We start from the raw sequence: 18,836 nt of genomic DNA, 5'->3' as shown, positions 1-18,836 counted from the left end.
CCATGAGCTTCAGCCCTTTGATTCGCCAACTGATCGACGCCTTGCGCACCTTGCCGGGTGTCGGTCAGAAAACCGCCCAGCGCATGGCGTTGCAGATGCTCGAGCGCGATCGCAGCGGCGGCATACGTCTGGCTCAGGCCCTGAGTCAGGCCATGGAAGGGGTCGGCCATTGCCGGCAATGCCGCACGCTGACCGAAGACGATCTGTGCCCGCAATGCGCCGATAATCGCCGCGACGACACGCTGTTGTGCGTGGTTGAAGGTCCGATGGACGTTTACGCGGTCGAGCAGACCGGTTTCCGTGGGCGTTATTTCGTGCTCAAGGGGCATTTGTCGCCGCTCGACGGTCTCGGGCCAGAGGCGATCGGCATTCCGCAATTGATGACGCGTATCGAAGAGGCGGGTACGTTTACCGAAGTCATCCTCGCCACCAACCCGACGGTGGAAGGTGAAGCGACCGCGCATTACATCGCGCAACTGTTGCAGAACAAAGGCCTGATCGCTTCGCGCATCGCTCACGGTGTGCCGTTGGGTGGTGAACTGGAACTGGTCGATGGCGGCACGCTGGCGCATTCGTTTGCCGGGCGCAAGCCGATTTCCCTCTAATCATGTATCGCCTGTTACGGCCTTATCGCGAGCAGGCTCACTCCTACATTTGGAATGCGTTCCCCTGTAGGAGTGAGCCTGCTCGCGATAAGGGCAACTCGGTTTAACTGACACCGCACAATTGAGTTGAAAACCAAGCAAGCGCTCGGTTAAGTTCGGCGAACCCCTCCGTGGAGTTCGCCCATGCCTGCCTTCCAGGAATACTTCGACCCCAGCCATCAATTGGTCCGCGACAGCGTCCGGCGTTTCGTCGAGCGCGAGATCCTGCCGGACGTTGACCAGTGGGAAGAAGCCGAAAGCTTCCCCCGTGAGCTGTACCTGAAGGCCGGCGCGGCGGGCATCCTTGGCATCGGTTATCCCGAAGCCCTCGGTGGCAGCCATGAGGGAGATCTGTTTGCGAAGGTGGCCGCCAGTGAGGAGCTGATGCGCTGCGGCTCTGGCGGCCTGGTGGCGGGGCTGGGCTCGCTGGACATCGGCTTGCCGCCGATCGTCAAATGGGCGCGGCCTGAAGTGCGTGATCGCGTGGTACCGCAGGTGCTCAGCGGGCAGAAGATCAGCGCCCTGGCGGTGACCGAGCCTGGCGGCGGTTCCGACGTCGCCAACCTGCAGACCCGCGCCGTGCGCGACGGTGACGGCTACCGGGTCAGCGGCAGCAAAACCTTTATTACCAGTGGCGTGCGCGCCGATTTCTACACCGTCGCCGTGCGCACCGGTGCGCCGGGTTTCGGCGGTATCAGCCTGCTGCTGATCGAGAAGGGCACGCCGGGCTTTACCGTCGGCCGCTCGCTGAAGAAGATGGGCTGGTGGGCGTCGGACACCGCCGAGCTGTTCTTCGACGATTGCCGAGTGCCGGTGGACAATCTGATCGGCGCGGAAAACATGGGCTTCGCCTGCATCATGGGCAACTTTCAGAGCGAACGCCTGGCACTGGCGCTGATGGCCAACATGACCGCGCAACTTGCACTGGAACAAAGCCTGAAATGGGCACGTGAACGTGAGGCATTCGGCAAACCGATCGGCAAGTTTCAGGTGATCAAGCATCGCCTTGCCGAAATGGCCACGGCGCTGGAGGTGTCGCGGGAATTCACTTATCGGCAAGCGGCGAAGATGGCCGCGAGGCAGAGCGTGATCAAGGAAATTTCCATGGCGAAGAACTTTGCCACGGACACCTCCGACCGGATCACCACCGAAGCGGTGCAGATTCTCGGCGGGCTCGGTTACATGCGTGAAAGTCTGGTGGAACGGTTGTATCGGGATAACCGCATACTGTCGATTGGCGGTGGCACGCGGGAAGTGATGAACGAGATCATCGCCAAGCAGATGGGGCTTTAGCCTTGCGGTGTAGCTGCGGGCGCCTTCGCGAGCAGGCTCGCTTCCACAGTTGATCGCGTTCCTACAGTTGGAATGCGGTCGAAGGTGGGAGCGAGCCTGCTCGCGAAAGCGGCCTCAAGGGCGACGCTTATTTATCGGTCAAGGCAAACTGCGTCAGGCAGAACGTTGGAATGCCCATGTCCTGCAGACGCTGCGAGCCTTGCAGCTCCGGCAGGTCGATAATCGCTGCGGCTTCATGCACGCGCGCACCCATGCGGCGGATCAGGTTGGCGGCGGCGATCAGCGTGCCGCCGGTGGCGATCAGGTCATCGAACATCACCACCGAATCGCCTTCGCAGAGGCTGTCGGCATGCACTTCCAGAAACGCCTCGCCGTATTCTGTGGCGTAGCCTTCGGCGAGCACGTCCGCCGGCAGTTTGCCTTGCTTGCGAAACAGCACCAGCGGCTTGTTCAGTTGATAGGCCAATACCGAACCGATCAGAAAACCACGGGCATCCATCGCACCGATGTGGGTGAAGTCGGCTTCGACGTAGCGGTGGGCGAAGCTGTCCATCACCAGGCGCAGCGCGGTCGGCGACTGGAACAGCGGGGTGATGTCGCGAAAGATCACGCCCGGCTTGGGGAAGTCGATCACAGGGCGGATAAGGGATTTGATGTCGAAGGAGTCGAAGACCATCGTCGAGGTGTCCTGGCAGGGCTGCAAACGGCGCAGTATACCCGCGGCTGAAACGATTCGCTCAACCGCGGGTCGTGATCAGCCTTCGATCGAGCCACCCGCCAGCGCACACAGCTGGATCGGATCGAGGATGTGAATTTCCTTGCCCTCGGCGGCGATCAGTTCGTTCTGCTGAAAACGCGTGAACACCCGCGACACGGTTTCCACCGCCAGGCCCAGATAGTTACCGATCTCATTGCGCGACATGCTCAGGCGGAACTGGTTGGCCGAGAAACCGCGGGCGCGGAAACGGGCGGAGAGGTTGACCAGAAACGTCGCGATGCGCTCGTCGGCGGTTTTCTTCGACAGCAGTAACATCATTTGCTGGTCGTCGCGGATTTCCCGGCTCATCACGCGCATCAACTGACGGCGCAGCTGCGGCAGTTGCAGGGCCAGTTCGTCGAGACGTTCGAAAGGAATTTCGCAGACCGAAGTAGTCTCCAGTGCCTGGGCCGATACCGGGTGTTTCTCGGTGTCCATGCCAGACAGGCCGACCAGTTCGCTCGGCAGGTGGAAACCGGTCAATTGCTCTTCGCCGCCATCGCTGAGGCTGAACGTCTTGAGGGCGCCGGAGCGTACTGCATAAACGGAATCGAACGTGTCGCCCTGGCGGAACAGGAATTCACCCTTTTTCAACGGGCGACCGCGTTTAACGATTTCGTCCAGCGCGTCCATGTCTTCCAGATTCAGCGAGAGTGGCAGACACAGCGGGGCCAGGCTGCAATCCTTGCAATGGGCCTGGGTGTGAGCGCGCAGTTTGACTGGCTCGGACATTTCTTCAATCCTTGTGGGAAAACACACATAAGACGTAAGGGTAACTCACCGAAGGACCTTCAGGCCAGCGCATGGCGATGTTGCCCCTCAGACATAAAGCCTGCGCAAACGCCGCCGATAAACAGGTATCAGACCGCATGAAAGGAAGGATCCGATGACTGCCATTGGCACGCTAGGCCCCGGTAGCAGCGGCGTTCCGGCATTGCCGGAGGTCGCCAGCAACGACGTCGCCAGCGAGCGCGACGCTGACGCGTTGAACAGCACAACCCCGACCTTGGTCGAGGGCGTCAAAGTGTCGCTGTCCGGTGCGTCGATCGCCAAGGCCGCCACTGTCGGCGGTGAAAACAGCGATATCGACAACAGCGGTCTGCCGGAAAACATCCAGCAGTTGCTGAAGATGATCCGCAAGTTGCAAAAACAGATTGCCGAGAAGAAGGCGCAGATGAACAAGGTCATGGCCGACAAGAGCCTGTCCAACGAAGAACGGATCAACAAGCTCGCCGCCCTGCGCGGGGCCATTGCCGCGCTGAACAGCGGCGTGGTCACCGCCAACCTGGCCCTGTCCAAAGTCATGGGCCAGTCGGCGATGACCCCGGACCAGAACCTCAAGGTCGGCGCCTTGCTCACCAAAAGCTAGATCACCCGTGAAAAGCGCTGACGGTTCTGCTGTTGCAGGTACGCGTCGAACACCATGCACACCGAGCGCACCAGCAAGCGCCCGGCCGGCGACACGCTGATCCGCTCGCGATCCAGTTCAATCAGGCCGTCATCGGCCATGCCCTGTAGCTGCGGCCACAGCTCAGCGAAATAGCCCTGAAAGTCGATGTTGAAACGCTGCTCGATGTCGGCGAATTGCAGGCTGAAATCGCAGATCAGTTGCTGAATCACTTCGCGGCGCAAGCGATCGTCGGCGTTGCACACCAGGCCACGGCTGGTTGCCAGCTGTGCGCTCGCCAGGGTGTTTTGGTATTGGTTCAGATCGCTGCTGTTCTGGCAGTACAGGTCACCGATCTGGCTGATCGCCGAAACGCCCAGGCCAATCAGGTCGCAATGGCCGTGGGTGGTGTAGCCCTGGAAGTTGCGTTGCAGGGTCTGTTCTTCCTGGGCAATCGCCAGTTCATCGTCGGGCAGGGCGAAGTGGTCCATGCCGATGTAGCGATAGCCGGCGGCGGTGAGCTGCTTAATGGTGCGTTCGAGCATTTCCAGCTTTTGCGCCGGCGCTGGCAGTTCGTGGCCATTGATCCGCCGTTGCGGCATGAACCGTTCCGGCAGATGCGCGTAGTTGAACACCGAGAGTCGATCCGGCTGCAGGCTGATCACTTCCTCGACGGTGCGCGCGAAGTTTTCCGGGGTCTGTTTAGGCAGGCCGTAGATCAGGTCGATATTGATCGAGCGAAATTGCAGGGTGCGCGCGGCATCGATCACTGCGCGGGTTTCTTCCAGGCTTTGCAGGCGATTGACGGCGCGCTGCACGGCCGGATCGAGGTCTTGCAGGCCGATACTGACGCGGTTGAAACCCAGCTCGCGCAGCAGTCCCATGGTCGACCAGTCGGCCTCGCGTGGGTCGATTTCAATACCGTAATCGCCGGAGTCGTCATCCAGAAGATTGAAATGCTTGCGCAGGTGCGCCATCAGTTGCCGCAGTTCGTCGTGGCTGAGGAAAGTCGGCGTGCCGCCGCCAAAGTGCAGTTGCTCGACTTTCTGGGCCGGGTCGAGGTGGCAGGCGATCAGCTGGATTTCCTGCTCCAGCCGTTGCAGGTACGGCGCGGCGCGTCCGCGATCCTTGGTGATGACCTTGTTGCAGGCGCAGTAGTAGCAGATGTTCGCGCAGAACGGCACATGCACGTACAGCGACAACGGGCGCAGGGCTTTGCGGCTGTCGCGCAGGGCATGGAACAGATCGAAGGTGCCGACTTCACCGTGAAATTGCACGGCGGTCGGATACGAGGTGTAGCGCGGCCCCGCCAGGTCATAGCGGCGGATCAAATCGGTGTCCCAACGAATGGCGTCGAGCATGCGGGCATTCCCCCGGATAGGCTGGCAGTGTGGGCGAGTCTAGGGGAGGGGGTTGCGGGGCATCTTGATTTGCATCAACAGGGGATTTGTATTGTTTGTGCGGGCCTCTTCGCGAGCAGGCTCGCTCCCACAGAAGATCTGTGGTGTTCATGCGATCAGTGTGGGAGCGAGCCTGCTCGCGAAGGCCGCACCGCCGATCAATGGCCCATGAGCCAATGCTGATGCGGGCCGGGTAATGTCCAGATCCCGAACACAATCACCAACAACCCGCCGGCCATACGCACACTGCGCTTGCGCAAGATCTCGGTAACCCGTTCCGCCGCCAGCCCGGTCGCCAGCAACACCGGCCAGGTCCCCAGGCCAAACGCAAGCATCAGCAAAGCACTGTCCAGCGCATTGCCCTGACTCGCCGACCACAGCAACGTGCTGTAAACCAGCCCGCACGGCAGCCAGCCCCACAGCGCGCCGAGCAATAATGCACGCGGCAGACTTGATACCGGCAGCAAGCGATTGGCGACCGGCTGAATGTAACGCCACAACCCACGCCCTAGCGACTCAATGCGCGTCAGCCCGCTCCACCAACCGGCGAGATACAAGCCCATGGCGATCAACAGCAACCCGGCCAGTACGCGCATGAACAGCGCCGCCGGACTGTTGGCGACCGCCCAACCGGCGAGGCCGATAAGCAAGCCGGCCGTGGCATAGCTGAGAATTCGCCCGAGGTTGTACGCCAGCAGCAAACGAAAGCGTCGGCTGCGCTGCTCCTTGGGAATCGCCAGGGTCAGTGCGCCCATCAAGCCGCCGCACATGCCCAGGCAGTGGCCGCCGCCAAGCAGGCCAAGAATCAGGGCGGAAACCAGCAACGGCGCCAGTTCAAGCATGCGGTGGCGCCTTGTCGTCCGCTTTGCCGCTCTTGGCTTCGTCCACGGCAGCGGTGTGGTTCGGGTCCTGATCGTCGAACAGGATGCTGTGCGCCGGACTATCGAGGTCGTCGTACTGGCCGCTGTCCACCGCCCAAAAGAAGATGTACACGGCGATGGCCACGATCAGCAGTGCAGCGGGGATCATCACGTAGAGAGCTGGCATCGGTACTCCAGGCCCGTGCGGCTCAGGCCGGCAACGGGCGGGTTTCTGCACGGGTGCTGACGTGCGGCGGACCCGGCAGGCGAGTCAGGCGCAGGGCATTGAGCACCACGGTCAGCGAACTGATCGACATGCCGACCGCGGCCCACACCGGAGTGATCCAGCCGAGGGCGGCGAACGGCAACATGAGGCCATTGTACAGCGCCGCCCACAGCAGGTTCTCGATGATCACCCGACGGGTACGCCGAGCCAATGTGAACGCTTGCACCAGAGCGTCGAGGCGGTTCGACAGCAGCACCGCGTCGGCACTGGTTTTCGCCAGATCGGTGGCCGAGCCCATCGCCACACTGATGTCCGCTGCTGCCAGTACCGGCACGTCGTTGACGCCGTCGCCGAGCATCAGCACTTTGCGGCCTTCCCTGTGCAGTTGTTGCAGCACTTGCAGCTTGTCATCCGGGCGCAAACTGCCGCGTGCCTCGTCAATACCCAGTTGCGCGGCGACGCTGGCGACCATCGGCGAGCTGTCGCCGGACAGCAGCAGCGTGCGCCAGCCGCGTGCCCTGCACGCGGCGAGCAGGGCGGGGGCGTCGTCGCGCAGGCGATCGTCGAGCACCAGCCATGCCAGGGGACCGGCTTCATCACCGAGCAGCAACCATTGGCCTGCCTCGTTTGGCATCGACGGGACGCTGGCATCGCTCAGCGCGCAAACGAAATCTGCCTGACCAATGCGCAAGCGCTGTTCGCCCACCGAACCTTCGAGGCCCAGCCCTGGCGTGCTGTGCACTTCATCCGCGGCCAACGGCGCACGGCCAAAGGCTCGGGCGATCGGGTGTTCGGAGCGGTTTTCCAGCGCAGCGGCGAGGCTCAGGCACCGCTCGCTGTCGAGCGCACCGAGGGGGCGGATCGAGCGCAGCACCAGGCGGCCTTCGGTGAGAGTGCCGGTCTTGTCGAAAATCACCGTGTCGATCTGGTTCAAACCTTCCAGTACATGCCCGCGCGTCAGCAGCAAGCCGAGTTTGTGCAAGGTGCCGGTGGCGGCGGTGAGGGCGGTCGGCGTCGCCAGCGACAGTGCGCACGGGCAGGTCGCGACCAGCATGGCGAGGACGATCCAGAACGCCCGCGACGCATCCAGTTGCCACCACAGCAGGCCGATGGCAGCGGCGGCGATCAGCGACAGCAGCAGGAACCATTGCGCGGCGCGGTCGGCGATTTCTGCCAGTCGCGGTTTCTCGGCCTGGGCGCGGTCGAGCAGGCGCACGATCGCCGACAGCCGGGTGTCGTGGCCCAGCGCCTGAACCTCGACGGTCAGCGCGCCTTCGACATTCAGCGTCCCGGCGGTTACGGCATCGCCGAGCGTGCGCGGTTGCGGCAGGTATTCGCCGGTCAACAGCGATTCGTCGATGCTTGACTGGCCGTCGATGATCTTGCCGTCCGCCGGCAGGACCGAGCCAGGCTGCACCAGAATCCGCTCGCCGACGCGCAGTTCGCTGAGCAAGATGCACTCGCTCTGGCCGTTGGCATCCAGCCGCAAACACGATGCTGGCAACAAGTTGACCAATTGCGCGGTGGCTGCAGCGGTGCGCTCGCGGGCGCGGCGTTCCAGGTAGCGACCGGCGAGCAGAAACAGCGCAAACATGCCGACCGCATCGAAATACAACTCGCCGACGCCGGTGATCGCCGTCCAGATTCCCGCGACGTAAGCACTGCCGATCGCCAGCGAAACAGACACATCCATGGTCAGATGACGTGTGCGCAGATCGCGCATCGCCCCTTTGAAAAACGGTGCGCAGCTGTAGAACACGATCGGCGTGGTCAGGAACAGCGCGACCCAGCGCAGGATCGTGTGCAGTTCGGGGCTGAGATCGATGTTGAATTCCGGCCATGTCGCCATGGTGGCCATCATCGCCTGAAACCACAGCAGCCCGGCAACGCCGAGCTGGCGCAGGGCACGGCGGTTTTCGCTGGCCAGTTGCTCGCTGGCGCGGTCGGCCTGATAGGGGTGGGCGGCGTAGCCGATGTGGCGCAGTTCAGTGAGGATCTGGCTCAGCGGTAATTGCGCATCGGCCCAGCGTACATGCAAGCGGTGGTTGGACAGGTTCAGCCGCGCCTCGGCGACGGCGGGCAGGGTGCGCAGATGTTTTTCGATCAGCCAGCCGCAGGCGGCGCAACTGATGCCTTCCATCAACAGCGTGGTTTCGGCCAGCTCGCCTTCATGGCGCACGAACGGTTGCTGGACGTCGGCGCGGTCGTACAGTGCCAGTTCGTCGGTCAATTGCACCGGCAGTGCTTCGGGGTTGGCCGAGGCTTCGCTGCGGTGTTGGTAATAGCTGTCCAGACCACCAGCGACGATTGCCTCGGCCACGGCCTGACAGCCCGGGCAGCAGAACTCGCGCGGTTGCCCGAGAACGACGGCGGTGAAGCGGCTGCCGGAGGGGACGGGCAGGGCGCAGTGGTAGCAGGGGAGCGGAGTGGTCATGGCATCGTTGAGGGGGTAAGCCCTTGCATTGGGTGTGTCCGCTTGCCCTCACCCCAGCCCTCTCCCAGAGGGAGAGGGAACCGATTGGTGTGAGCTGAAAAAGCGGTGTCAGTCGCCGACATTATTACGGTCATCCGCAAGGCCCCGAAGCGCTGAAGATCAGTCCCCTCTCCCTTTGGGAGAGGGTTAGGGTGAGGGGCTTTTGACCTTGATTCACTTTTTCAGGTCTTCCGCACCCTGCAACGGTTCATCGCCCAGCAGCAGTTCCTTGTCATGGCTGACCAGTTCTTCTTCGAACATGCGCCACACGTGCTCATCCTGGCTGCCCAGCAACTCGACAAACCGCCGACCTTCAACCTTGTCGTTCAACTGACCGATGTAACGCCCGGTCTCGCTCTCGCTGCGAGCCAGAACAATCTTGCGGTCCTTCTCCGGCTGCGTCGGCGAGATCAGATTCAATTCCAGCGTCTGCGGCTGACTGTCACCGCTCAAGCGCAAGTCGACCTCACCGGTAACATCGTCCAGATGCACTGCCGCGCGCATTTTCAAGGTTTGCGCCAGCAGTTCACGGTCCAGCGAACGGTTGATGCCTTTGCCGGCCTCGTAATAGTTGTCGTTGACCAGATTGTCCGGGTTGTTCACCGCAATCGTCACCATCGACAAGGTCAGCGCCACCGAGCAGGCCAGAATGCCGATGATGATCCACGGCCAGAGGTGCTTGTACCAGGGACTTGCAGCGTTTGCGGCAGACATATGCAGTTCTCTCAACGAATTTGCGGGCCGATGAATCGGCTCTTGGCTTCAATATGGACACTGTCGTCATCGGCGTCCTTGAGGATGAACTTCACCTCGTTGGTGCTCGATGGCAGTTGCTCCGGTGCGCTCGACAACTCGACCGGCATGCTGACGATATCGCCGGCAGCCACCTTGATCTCGCGCTTGCCTTGCAGGCGCAGGTCCGGCAGGCCGGCGGCTTCCAGCACGTAAGTGTGGTCGCGCTGATCCTTGTTCATGATTTTCAGGCTGTAGACATTTTCGATCCGGCCTTCAGCGTTTTCCCGGTACAGCACACGGTCCTTGCTGACGTCGAAACCGACCAGCGAGCGCATGAAGAATGCCGCGACCAACAGGCTGATCATCGCCAGCAATACCACCGCATAGCCGATGAGGCGGGGCCGCAGTTTATGGGTTTTCTGCCCGGACAGGTTGTGTTCGGTGGTGTAGCTGATCAGGCCGCGCGGGTAATCCATCTTGTCCATGATGCTGTCGCAGGCATCAATGCATGCGGCGCAGCCGATGCACTCGATCTGCAGGCCGTCGCGAATGTCGATGCCGGTCGGGCAGACCTGCACGCACATCGTGCAGTCGATGCAGTCGCCCAGGCCCAGCGCCTTGTAGTCGATGCCTTTCTTGCGCGGGCCACGGCTTTCGCCGCGGCGCGGGTCGTAGGAAACGATCAGCGTGTCCTTGTCGAACATCACGCTCTGGAAGCGCGCATACGGGCACATGTAGATGCACACCTGCTCACGCAACCAACCGGCGTTGCCATAAGTGGCGAGGGTGAAGAAACCGACCCAGAAGTACGACCAGCCATCGGCCTGGCCGGTGAAGAATTCAATGACCAGTTCGCGGATCGGCGAGAAGTAGCCGACGAAAGTCATGCCGGTGACAAAACCAATCAGCAACCACAGCGAGTGTTTGGCCGCTTTGCGCAGGAACTTGTTGGCGCTCATTGGCGCCTTGTCGAGTTTGATGCGCTGGTTGCGGTCGCCTTCGGTGACCTTTTCGCACCACATGAAAATCCACGTCCACACACTTTGCGGGCAGGTGTAACCGCACCAGACCCGCCCGGCATACACGGTGATGAAAAACAGGCCAAACGCGGCAATGATCAACAGGCCCGAGAGCAAGATGAAGTCCTGCGGCCAGAACGTCGCGCCAAAAATGAAGAACTTGCGCTCCGGCAGGTTCCACCACACGGCCTGATGGCCGCCCCAGTTCAGCCACACCGTACCGAAATACAACAGGAACAGCGCCGCACCGCCGAGCATCCGCAAATTGCGGAACAGGCCGGTGAAGGCGCGCGTGTAGATTTTTTCGCGTGAGGCGTAAAGGTCGACGCTGTTGTTCGGGTTTTTGCTCGGTGGTGTGACGTCGTGTACCGGAATCTGGTTGCTCATCATTGCATCCCACGGCAGTGGAAAAATGCCTTGGTCGATACGTGCCAACCAAGGTCAAAAAGGGCTGTTGCAGTGGCGCGATGATACGCCTGTCGCTCTGGCTCAAGGGTGCGACCTTTGGTCGCGTTGGGTAAAGGGTACGGATGGTGTAGCGATTGCATTAAAGCCTGACGCAGATCAATTGACTTGTTGAGTATGGACGGTTTTTGCCCAGCAGCTAGCGGACGATTCCACGGGGTAAGCGGTGCTTCGTCGCCGATGCCGTCTGACTTGAATCGGCTTGGCTCAATGAACCATTTGCAGGCTTTCAATGGCAGTAATCGTTATGTCTGGTTCAACAGCCTGTTGTTTGTATGGGTCGCGATAGTTTCCATCCTGCATAAAACAGCTGTTCTGCTATTTGTTGGTTTGCGTTTCTGAAATATAACTAATTGATTGTTGTTAATCAGTGCTTTGTGCTTTTTGTTTTTTTCGAATAAGTTTTGTCGGGGCGAAAGTGGTTCGCCTGGTCGCTAATTTAAATGGAGTTTAATGTATGTCTTTGAGTAAGTTTGCAAACACTGTGCTGGGTATTTGTTTATTGGCATCGGTTGCCTCGGCTCAAGCTGTAACGGCAACACCCAAGCACATGGTTTTTGCATCGGATACGCAATACCCGTGGACAGACAAGACGGATAGCGGGGACTTCGAACCTGATTCCGAATTCGACGCTCGTGCCAAGTGGCTGGTGGAAACGCAGCTGGCGAGCATCGCCGACTTCAGAAATCAGCATGGATCTCAAGCGCAGGTTCCTTTGATGATCAATGGCGATATAACCGCTTTTGGACATGGTTGGCAACGTTCGTTCATGAGGGGAATGTTGGACAAGCACTTCAAGGGTGAGTACTTGTACGGCTTGGGTAATCACGACTATGAAAATAACGTCGATGATTGTTTTACCAATAGTTGTGCGGCGGGAAGTATCGTCGAATTCAAAGAGCATCATGAAGGTCGAGTCGACAGCTTTGATCTGCAAATCACCGGTGGGTTTTTGAACAAGACCTATTCAGGCAGCCTTGCTTATTCGAAGAATATTGGTGACGTTCATATGGTTCAGCTCAATAACGATCCGGCGTATACCGCCCGAATTGCTCACCCGCTAAACCCGACGACATTTCAAATCAATGATGCGCTGGACTGGCTGGAAACCGACCTGCGACTCGCGCGGATCGCAGGTTACGCGATCATCATCAATATGCATAAACCGTTCGGCGATAAAGTCTCCCCGGAGCAAAACAGGCGTTTCCTGGACATGATCAGCAAATATCAGGTGACCGCCATTTTTGCCGGCCATTGGCATCGGGACGGCGGGGACGCTTACTGGAAGGGCAGCGTGCCGATGTTCTTGAGCGGCAGTACCTCTCAGCAGACGTATCTGACCGCCAGCTTCACCGATGACCGCAAGCAACTGGAAATCTATCTGGTGAAGAAAAACCAGTGGCGTGACCGGACGCTGATCGACACCGTTGCGGTGCATTCAATCTTTGCCCAACGCCCATGAAAAAAGCCCCGCCGGTGACTTGGCGGGGTATTCCTGTATCAGTTATTGGCGGCTATCCACGGGTTGATCAGAGGAGCGCCGCTGAGTTGAAAGTCCGCTATGTTGCGAGTCACCAGCGTAAGCCCGTGCACAAGCGCGGTGGCGGCGATCAAGGCGTCGCATTCGCTGCTGCGGTCAGGTACATGCAATCGTGCGCACCGGGTGGCGACGATGGTATCGACCGGCAGGATTCTTCCAGAGAACGCTGGCTTGACGTGATGCTCCAGCCAGTTGCGCAACAGATGCCCTTGTGAAAGGTCGCGACGTTCGATACGCATAACGCCGGTTTCCAGTTCCAGCACCGTGATTGCAGATATATACAGACTTGCCGGGGGGATGCTGTTTGCCCATGTCACTACATGCCGGTCGGCTTGGGGTTTTCGCAGCTCGGAAACTACGTTGGTATCCAGTAGGAACATCAAGAAAGGTCCACGCTACGAGGAGTGATGAGGGCGCGCTCGGGTTCGAACTCGATTTCAGGCGCATTCGGCATCACCAGCAGATCGGCGATGCTGGTCTGGCTGCCGGTCAGTTTGTGGTACTCCTCGATGCTCAGCAGTACATGGGCAGGCTTGCCCCGGTCGGTAATGATGACGGGGCCCTGGTGCGCGGCCTTTTTGGCAGCACTGGTGTCCTGATTGAATTCGCGGCTGGAAATGGTTGTGATGGCCATCATGTACGGCCTCCAAAAGATATCAGGTAGAAACGTTACTACTTCGGGTTTTCCCCGGCAATCGAAAAACTGGTTTGCGGACGATCGGTTTATCGCTGTCATATCGGCACCGGCGAAAGCCCACCCCTCGTCATAGGGGAGGGTTGCGAAGTGTGGGAGAGCATTCTGTGCGACTGGCTGGCCCGTCAGGGCAATCTGCCGCCGCCGAGGCCGTCCAGCCCGCCACCGTTACCCGGGGTGCTCAGGGTATTTTGCGATATTGATCGTTCGGGTTGTACCGGCGGCGTTGCGGGTTTTGGCTGATCATCTGGCTGGGGTTGTGGTTGCGTTTGCAGCGTACGTTCGTCTGTCATCGACATCCGGGCTTCATCCTTGAAGGTTCTCCGCGATGCGGCTCATCGCGGTGAAAAAAACCTACAGGGCAGCGCTGCAGCGGTCCATAAACCAAATGTCTCAAAGCGTGAATGCCAGCATGAAAAAGGCCCCGCCAATCGAAATGGGCGGGGCCTTTTTTGTGTCGAGCGTCGGCCTTATTCGGCGTTCGCCTCCGGTGCTTTTTCACCGTGGGACAGGCTGTAAACATACGCCGCGAGCAGGTGCACCTTGTCGTTGCCCTGCAGTTGTTCCTGCGCCGGCATCTGGCCCTGGCGGCCGTAACGGATGGTCTGCTGCAGTTGCGCGAAGCTCGAGCCGTAGATGAACGCGCCCGGATGGGTCAGGTCTGGCGCGCCCATGGCTGGAGTGCCTTTACCGGCCGGGCCGTGGCAGGCCACGCAGTTGGCCGCGAACAGTTTCTGCCCGCTGGCCGGGTCAGCCTTGGTGCCTTCCGGCAGTTTGCGCCCGTCGAGGTTGGTCACGACAAACGCTGCCACGTCGGCTACGCCTTGCTCGCCGATCACTTCCGCCCACGCCGGCATCACCGCGTGGCGGCCGCCCATGATGGTGGTCTTGATGGTTTCCGGCTCGCCGCCCCAGCGCCAGTCGGCATCGGTCAGGTTAGGGAAGCCATAGGCACCTTTGGCGTCGGAACCGTGGCACACCGAGCAGTTGGAGGCGAACAGCCGGCCGCCCATTTTCAGTGCTTGCGGGTCCTTGGCGACTTCTTCGATCGGCATCGCCGCGAACTTGGCGAAGATCGGGCCGAAGCGGGCGTCCGAGCGGGCCATTTCCTTTTCCCATTCGTGTACACCGGTCCAGCCGGTCTGGCCGTTGGCGAACGCGGTCTGCTTCTCGGTATCCAGATAGTTGTAACCCGGCAGCAGACCTTTCCAGTTGCCCAGACCCGGGTACAGCACCAGGTAGCCCAAGGCGAAAATGATGGTGCCGACGAACAGCATGAACCACCATTTCGGCAGCGGGTTGTCGTACTCCTCGATCCCGTCGAAGGAGTGGCCGACCGTCTCGTCCGTCTGTTCGCTGCGCTGGCCCTTGCGGGTCGACAGCAACAGCCAGGTCAGGGCGAAGATCGTACCGAGACTGAGGACTGTGACGTACAGACTCCAGAATGTAGTCATTCTTTGTTACTCCTAGAAGCTTGCTCGACGTGCTTGATGGCTTCGGGATCATCCGCAAAAGGCAACAAGGTCGCGTCTTCAAACTCCGACTTGCGCTTGGGGCTGAACACCCACAATGCCAGACCGATAAAGGCCACCATCACGACAACGGTGCCCAGGCCGCGAATCATCCCGATATCCATCAGATTCACCGTTTGCTTTTGATGATGGTGCCCAGGCCTTGCAGATAGGCCACCAGCGCGTCCATTTCGGTTTTGCCCTTCACGGCATCCTGTGCACCGGCGATGTCTTCGTCGGTGTAAGGGACGCCGAGGGTGCGCAACACTTCCATTTTCTTCGCGGTTTCCTTGCCGTCGAGCTTGTTTTCCACGAGGAACGGATAAGCCGGCATTTTCGACTCGGGCACCACGTTGCGCGGGTTGTACAAGTGCGCACGTTGCCAGTCATCGGAGTAACGACCGCCGACACGGGCCAGGTCCGGGCCGGTACGTTTGGAACCCCACAGGAACGGGTGGTCCCAGACGCTTTCACCGGCAACCGAATAGTGCCCGTAGCGTTCGGTTTCAGCGCGGAACGGGCGGATCATCTGCGAGTGGCAGCCGACACAACCGTTGGCGATGTAGACGTCGCGGCCTTCCAGTTCCAGCGCCGAGCGTGGCTTCATGCCCTCGACCGGTTTGTTGGTGACGTCCTGGAAGAACAGCGGAACAATTTGAGTCAAGCCACCGACGCTGACGGCGATGACCATGAAGAAGGCCAGCAGGCCAATATTCTTCTCGACAGCTTCATGCTTCATCAGTGAGCTCCAACGACGGCAATCTTGGCGGCGGCTTCGGCTTCAACCGGGTCCGACGCACGGACGGTGCGGTACACGTTGTACGCCATCAGCAACATGCCGCTGGCAAAGAACGCCCCGCCCAGCGCACGCACGATGAATCCCGGGTGGCTGGCCTGCAGCGCTTCGACGAATGAGTAGGTGAGGGTGCCGTCATCGTTGATTGCACGCCACATCAGGCCCTGGGTGATGCCGTTGACCCACATCGAGGCGATGTACAGCACGGTGCCAATAGTGGCGAGCCAGAAGTGCGCGTTGATCAGGCCGGTGCTGTGCATCTGCGCGCGGCCGAACAGTTTCGGAATCATGTGGTAGATCGCGCCGATCGAAATCATGGCTACCCAGCCGAGAGCACCGGCGTGTACGTGGCCGATGGTCCAGTCGGTGTAGTGCGAGAGCGAGTTGACGGTCTTGATCGCCATCATCGGCCCTTCGAAGGTCGACATGCCGTAGAACGCCAGCGAGACCACGAGGAAGCGCAGGATCGGGTCGGTGCGCAATTTATGCCAGGCGCCCGAGAGGGTCATCATGCCGTTGATCATGCCGCCCCAGCTTGGCGCCAGGAGAATGATCGACATTGCCATGCCCAGCGACTGCGCCCAATCCGGCAGGGCGGTGTAGTGCAGGTGGTGCGGGCCGGCCCAGATGTACAGGGTGATCAGTGCCCAGAAGTGCACGATCGACAGGCGATAGGAGTAGATCGGGCGTTCGGCCTGTTTCGGCACGAAGTAGTACATCATCCCGAGAAAACCGGTGGTCAGGAAAAAGCCCACGGCGTTGTGGCCGTACCACCACTGGATCATTGCATCGGTGGCGCCGGAGTAGGCCGAGTACGACTTGAACAGGCTGACCGGCAGCGACATGTGGTTGACGATGTGCAGCATCGCGGTCACGACAATGAACGCGCCGTAGAACCAGTTACCGACATAGATGTGCTTGGTCTTGCGCTTGGTGATGGTGCCGAAGAACACCAGACCGTAGGTGACCCAGACAATCGCCAGCAGAATCGCGATTGGCCATTCCAGCTCGGCGTATTCCTTGGTGGTGGTGTAACCCAGCGGCAAGGTCACGATGGCGCCGACAATCACCGCTTGCCAGCCCCAGAAGGTGAAGGCTGCGAGGCTGTCGGAAATCAGTCGCGTCTGGCAGGTTCGCTGCACGACATAGTAGGAAGTGGCGAACAGTGCACAACCACCGAAGGCAAAAATCACCAGGTTTGTGTGCAACGGGCGCAAGCGTCCAAAGCTCGTCCACGGCAGACCGAAGTTCAGTTCCGGCCAGACCAGTTGCGAGGCGATGAAGACACCGAGCCCCATGCCAAGGATCCCCCAGACCACCGTCATGATGGCGAACTGGCGGACTACCTTATAGTTATAAGCAGTCGGACTGATTGCTGTGCTCATTCTAAGGTTCCACGGTTTGGGTATTTTTATAGGGATAAAATCGGCCGCAAGTATGTATAAAGCAGGGGGTCATTGCAACGCGCCATGACCTGGGTCAATGCTTTCCAACGCTGATTCTGCGGCCTTTCCATGTGCCGCGTAAGGTCAAAAATGGCCTCTGACAAAATGTCGCAGTGGACGAAAAATCTGCGTGGTCCGGATCGCTGTCGACGGCGTCTGTTCCTGCGTCGTATTCGGGAGGATGAAGAGCAATCGGCGCAACAGCCGGTATCCATTGGCGTTGGCGGCGAATCCGTCTGCCGGTTCATCGAACGCATCGCTCAAAATCGTTCTGCGACCGCAACGAGCCGGTCCGCTTCGATGAAGCGTAGACCCGAATCCGGGGTTCCGAAAGGTGAGGGTAGAAGGGGTGCGACAAAAAGAAGCAGCTAAGAGCTACAAGCTGCAAGCGACTAGTAAATGCAAGTCGCCTGCAGAATTGTATACATGGATGTTGATTTTACTTGGAGCTTTCAGCTTGAAGCTTGCCGCTCAATTGCTCACTATTCTTTGAAAGGCTGTACACATAGGCAGCTAGCAATTGCACTTTATCGTTGCCCAGCAGCTCGTTCTGCGCTGGCATGTGTCCTTGCCGACCGTGGCGTATGGTCTGCTCCAATTGCGTCAGACTGGTGCCATAGATGAAGCCGGCCGGGTGCGTCAGGTTCGGCGCGCCCATCGCCGCAGTGCCTTGGCCGTTGGCGCCATGACAGGCGACGCAAGTAGTGCTGAACGCCTGCTGCCCGGCCTGCAGATCCGCCTTGCTGTCGGCGGGTAGCGGCAGGCCGGCCAGTTCGTGGCGCACATAGGCGGCAACGTTTTTCACTCCGGCCTCACCGAGTACTTCGCCCCAGGCTGGCATCGCTGCCATCCGCCCACCCATGATGGTGGTCTTGATGGTTTCGGCGTCGCCGCCCCAGCGCCAGTCACTGTCGGCGAGGTTAGGGAAGCCGAACGCGCCCTTGGCATCCGAGCCGTGGCACACCGAGCAGCTGGAGGCGAACAGACGGCCGCCCATTTTCAGCGCTTGTGGATCTTTGGCTACTTCTTCCAGCGGCATCGCAGCGAATTTGGCGAAGATCGGCCCGAAGCGGGCGTCAGCCTTGTTCATTTCCTTTTCCCATTCGTGCACGCCGGTCCAGCCATCCTCGTAACCGGGCAGGATGCCTTTCCAGTTACCCAGGCCCGGATACAGAATCAGATAGCCCACCGAGAACACCAGCGTGCCGGCGAACAGCATGAACCACCACTGCGGCAGCGGGTTGTCGTACTCCTCGATGCCGTCGAAGCTGTGGCCCATGGTCTGGTCGACGCTGCCTTTGGTCTCGCCCCGGCGGGTGCCGATCAGCAGCCAGGTCAGGCCGATCAGGCTGCCGAGGGTCAGTACGCAGATCCACGTACTCCAGAAGGTGGTCATGACCGGGTACTCCTTGTTTCAGGGGCTGAAGGTGTTTCGGGTAGTGGTTCGTCGGCGAACGGCAGCAAGCGTGCTTCGGCAAATTCCGCGGTGCGCTTGCGGTTGAACACCCACAAAGTCAGGCCGACGAAGGCGACGAACACCACGACCGTGCCGAGGCCACGGATGAGGCCAGTGCTCATTTCAATGACCATG

Annotated in this window: 20 protein-coding genes; 4 read left to right on the top strand and 16 right to left on the bottom strand. The window is 60.1% G+C overall.

Going from position 1 to position 18,836, the window contains the following annotated elements:
- Nucleotides 1–2 precede the first annotated feature (2 nt).
- Together recR and V6F91_RS00870 are read left to right on the top strand one after the other, a co-directional pair.
- On the top strand, nucleotides 3–605 hold the full coding sequence (gene recR / locus V6F91_RS00875; protein WP_332761641.1) for a recombination mediator RecR: 603 nt from the start codon (nucleotides 3–5) through the stop codon (nucleotides 603–605).
- 183 nt (nucleotides 606–788) lie between these two features.
- Nucleotides 789–1,937, top strand: coding sequence for an acyl-CoA dehydrogenase family protein (locus V6F91_RS00870; protein WP_332761639.1), 1,149 nt, complete (start codon nucleotides 789–791; stop codon nucleotides 1,935–1,937).
- Between the two features lie 127 nt (nucleotides 1,938–2,064).
- Here the strand turns inward: V6F91_RS00870 and V6F91_RS00865 are convergent, their stop codons facing one another.
- A complete protein-coding gene (locus V6F91_RS00865; protein ID WP_024012326.1) occupies nucleotides 2,065–2,613 on the bottom strand; it encodes an adenine phosphoribosyltransferase in 549 nt (182 codons plus the stop codon).
- Between the two features lie 78 nt (nucleotides 2,614–2,691).
- A complete protein-coding gene (gene fnr, locus V6F91_RS00860) occupies nucleotides 2,692–3,426 on the bottom strand; it encodes a fumarate/nitrate reduction transcriptional regulator Fnr (protein WP_332761635.1) in 735 nt (244 codons plus the stop codon).
- A gap of 154 nt (nucleotides 3,427–3,580) precedes the next feature.
- Here fnr and V6F91_RS00855 point away from each other — a divergent pair, with 154 nt between their 5' ends.
- Nucleotides 3,581–4,063 carry a hypothetical protein gene (locus V6F91_RS00855; RefSeq protein WP_332761634.1) on the top strand — a complete coding sequence of 161 codons (483 nt, stop codon included), beginning with the start codon at nucleotides 3,581–3,583 and terminating at the stop codon, nucleotides 4,061–4,063.
- Here V6F91_RS00855 and hemN read toward each other — a convergent pair.
- From hemN to ccoG, 6 genes are all read right to left on the bottom strand, one after another.
- A complete protein-coding gene (gene hemN, locus V6F91_RS00850; protein ID WP_332761632.1) occupies nucleotides 4,060–5,442 on the bottom strand; it encodes an oxygen-independent coproporphyrinogen III oxidase in 1,383 nt (460 codons plus the stop codon). The two genes, V6F91_RS00855 and hemN, sit on opposite strands and share 4 nt — an antisense overlap.
- A 197-nt stretch (nucleotides 5,443–5,639) precedes the next feature.
- Nucleotides 5,640–6,323, bottom strand: a complete 684-nt coding sequence (locus V6F91_RS00845) for a sulfite exporter TauE/SafE family protein (protein ID WP_332761630.1) — start codon at nucleotides 6,321–6,323, stop codon at nucleotides 5,640–5,642.
- Nucleotides 6,316–6,528, bottom strand: a complete 213-nt coding sequence (ccoS, locus tag V6F91_RS00840) for a cbb3-type cytochrome oxidase assembly protein CcoS (RefSeq protein ID WP_332761628.1) — start codon at nucleotides 6,526–6,528, stop codon at nucleotides 6,316–6,318. The genes V6F91_RS00845 and ccoS overlap by 8 nt, the downstream gene beginning before the upstream one ends.
- Before the next feature lie 22 nt (nucleotides 6,529–6,550).
- Complete coding sequence (locus V6F91_RS00835) at nucleotides 6,551–9,001, bottom strand: heavy metal translocating P-type ATPase (protein WP_332761627.1); 2,451 nt, start codon at nucleotides 8,999–9,001, stop codon at nucleotides 6,551–6,553.
- Between the two features lie 213 nt (nucleotides 9,002–9,214).
- Complete coding sequence (locus V6F91_RS00830; protein ID WP_332761626.1) at nucleotides 9,215–9,754, bottom strand: FixH family protein; 540 nt, start codon at nucleotides 9,752–9,754, stop codon at nucleotides 9,215–9,217.
- 11 nt (nucleotides 9,755–9,765) lie between these two features.
- Nucleotides 9,766–11,181 carry a cytochrome c oxidase accessory protein CcoG gene (ccoG, locus tag V6F91_RS00825; protein ID WP_332761624.1) on the bottom strand — a complete coding sequence of 472 codons (1,416 nt, stop codon included), beginning with the start codon at nucleotides 11,179–11,181 and terminating at the stop codon, nucleotides 9,766–9,768.
- Between the two features lie 535 nt (nucleotides 11,182–11,716).
- On the opposite strand from ccoG, the gene V6F91_RS00820 reads away from it, so the two are divergent.
- The gene (locus V6F91_RS00820) at nucleotides 11,717–12,721 is read left to right on the top strand and encodes a metallophosphoesterase family protein (protein ID WP_332761622.1); all 1,005 of its coding nucleotides are present in this window, start codon (nucleotides 11,717–11,719) and stop codon (nucleotides 12,719–12,721) included.
- A gap of 38 nt (nucleotides 12,722–12,759) precedes the next feature.
- Here V6F91_RS00820 and V6F91_RS00815 read toward each other — a convergent pair whose 3' ends face one another.
- The 8 genes from V6F91_RS00815 to V6F91_RS00780 all read right to left on the bottom strand — a co-directional run bounded on the left by V6F91_RS00815 (nucleotide 12,760) and on the right by V6F91_RS00780 (nucleotide 18,835).
- The gene (locus V6F91_RS00815) at nucleotides 12,760–13,179 is read right to left on the bottom strand and encodes a type II toxin-antitoxin system VapC family toxin (protein ID WP_332761621.1); all 420 of its coding nucleotides are present in this window, start codon (nucleotides 13,177–13,179) and stop codon (nucleotides 12,760–12,762) included.
- On the bottom strand, nucleotides 13,179–13,433 hold the full coding sequence (locus V6F91_RS00810; protein WP_332762839.1) for a type II toxin-antitoxin system Phd/YefM family antitoxin: 255 nt from the start codon (nucleotides 13,431–13,433) through the stop codon (nucleotides 13,179–13,181). Before V6F91_RS00810 ends, V6F91_RS00815 begins: the two co-directional genes overlap by 1 nt.
- Before the next feature lie 530 nt (nucleotides 13,434–13,963).
- The gene (gene ccoP / locus V6F91_RS00805) at nucleotides 13,964–14,947 is read right to left on the bottom strand and encodes a cytochrome-c oxidase, cbb3-type subunit III (RefSeq protein WP_332761619.1); all 984 of its coding nucleotides are present in this window, start codon (nucleotides 14,945–14,947) and stop codon (nucleotides 13,964–13,966) included.
- Nucleotides 14,944–15,129 (bottom strand): CcoQ/FixQ family Cbb3-type cytochrome c oxidase assembly chaperone, encoded by a 186-nt coding sequence (locus V6F91_RS00800; RefSeq protein WP_003175465.1) that lies wholly within the window; start codon nucleotides 15,127–15,129, stop codon nucleotides 14,944–14,946. The genes ccoP (V6F91_RS00805) and V6F91_RS00800 overlap by 4 nt, the downstream gene beginning before the upstream one ends.
- A 5-nt stretch (nucleotides 15,130–15,134) precedes the next feature.
- Entirely contained in the window at nucleotides 15,135–15,743 is a 609-nt protein-coding gene (gene ccoO, locus V6F91_RS00795; RefSeq protein ID WP_007917161.1) for a cytochrome-c oxidase, cbb3-type subunit II, read from the bottom strand.
- Nucleotides 15,743–17,185 (bottom strand): cytochrome-c oxidase, cbb3-type subunit I, encoded by a 1,443-nt coding sequence (ccoN, locus tag V6F91_RS00790; protein ID WP_039763035.1) that lies wholly within the window; start codon nucleotides 17,183–17,185, stop codon nucleotides 15,743–15,745. The genes ccoO and ccoN overlap by 1 nt, the downstream gene beginning before the upstream one ends.
- 499 nt (nucleotides 17,186–17,684) lie before the next feature.
- Complete coding sequence (ccoP, locus tag V6F91_RS00785; RefSeq protein WP_332761611.1) at nucleotides 17,685–18,641, bottom strand: cytochrome-c oxidase, cbb3-type subunit III; 957 nt, start codon at nucleotides 18,639–18,641, stop codon at nucleotides 17,685–17,687.
- On the bottom strand, nucleotides 18,638–18,835 hold the full coding sequence (locus tag V6F91_RS00780; protein WP_332761609.1) for a CcoQ/FixQ family Cbb3-type cytochrome c oxidase assembly chaperone: 198 nt from the start codon (nucleotides 18,833–18,835) through the stop codon (nucleotides 18,638–18,640). The genes ccoP (V6F91_RS00785) and V6F91_RS00780 overlap by 4 nt, the downstream gene beginning before the upstream one ends.
- Between the last annotated feature and the right edge of the window lies 1 nt (nucleotide 18,836).

The sequence above is a fragment of the Pseudomonas koreensis genome, from assembly GCF_036668835.1.
Taxonomy (GTDB): Bacteria; Pseudomonadota; Gammaproteobacteria; order Pseudomonadales; family Pseudomonadaceae; genus Aquipseudomonas; species Aquipseudomonas koreensis_I.
Note: the sequence above shows the minus strand (reverse complement) of the source record. Positions and strands in the feature narration are given on the sequence as shown.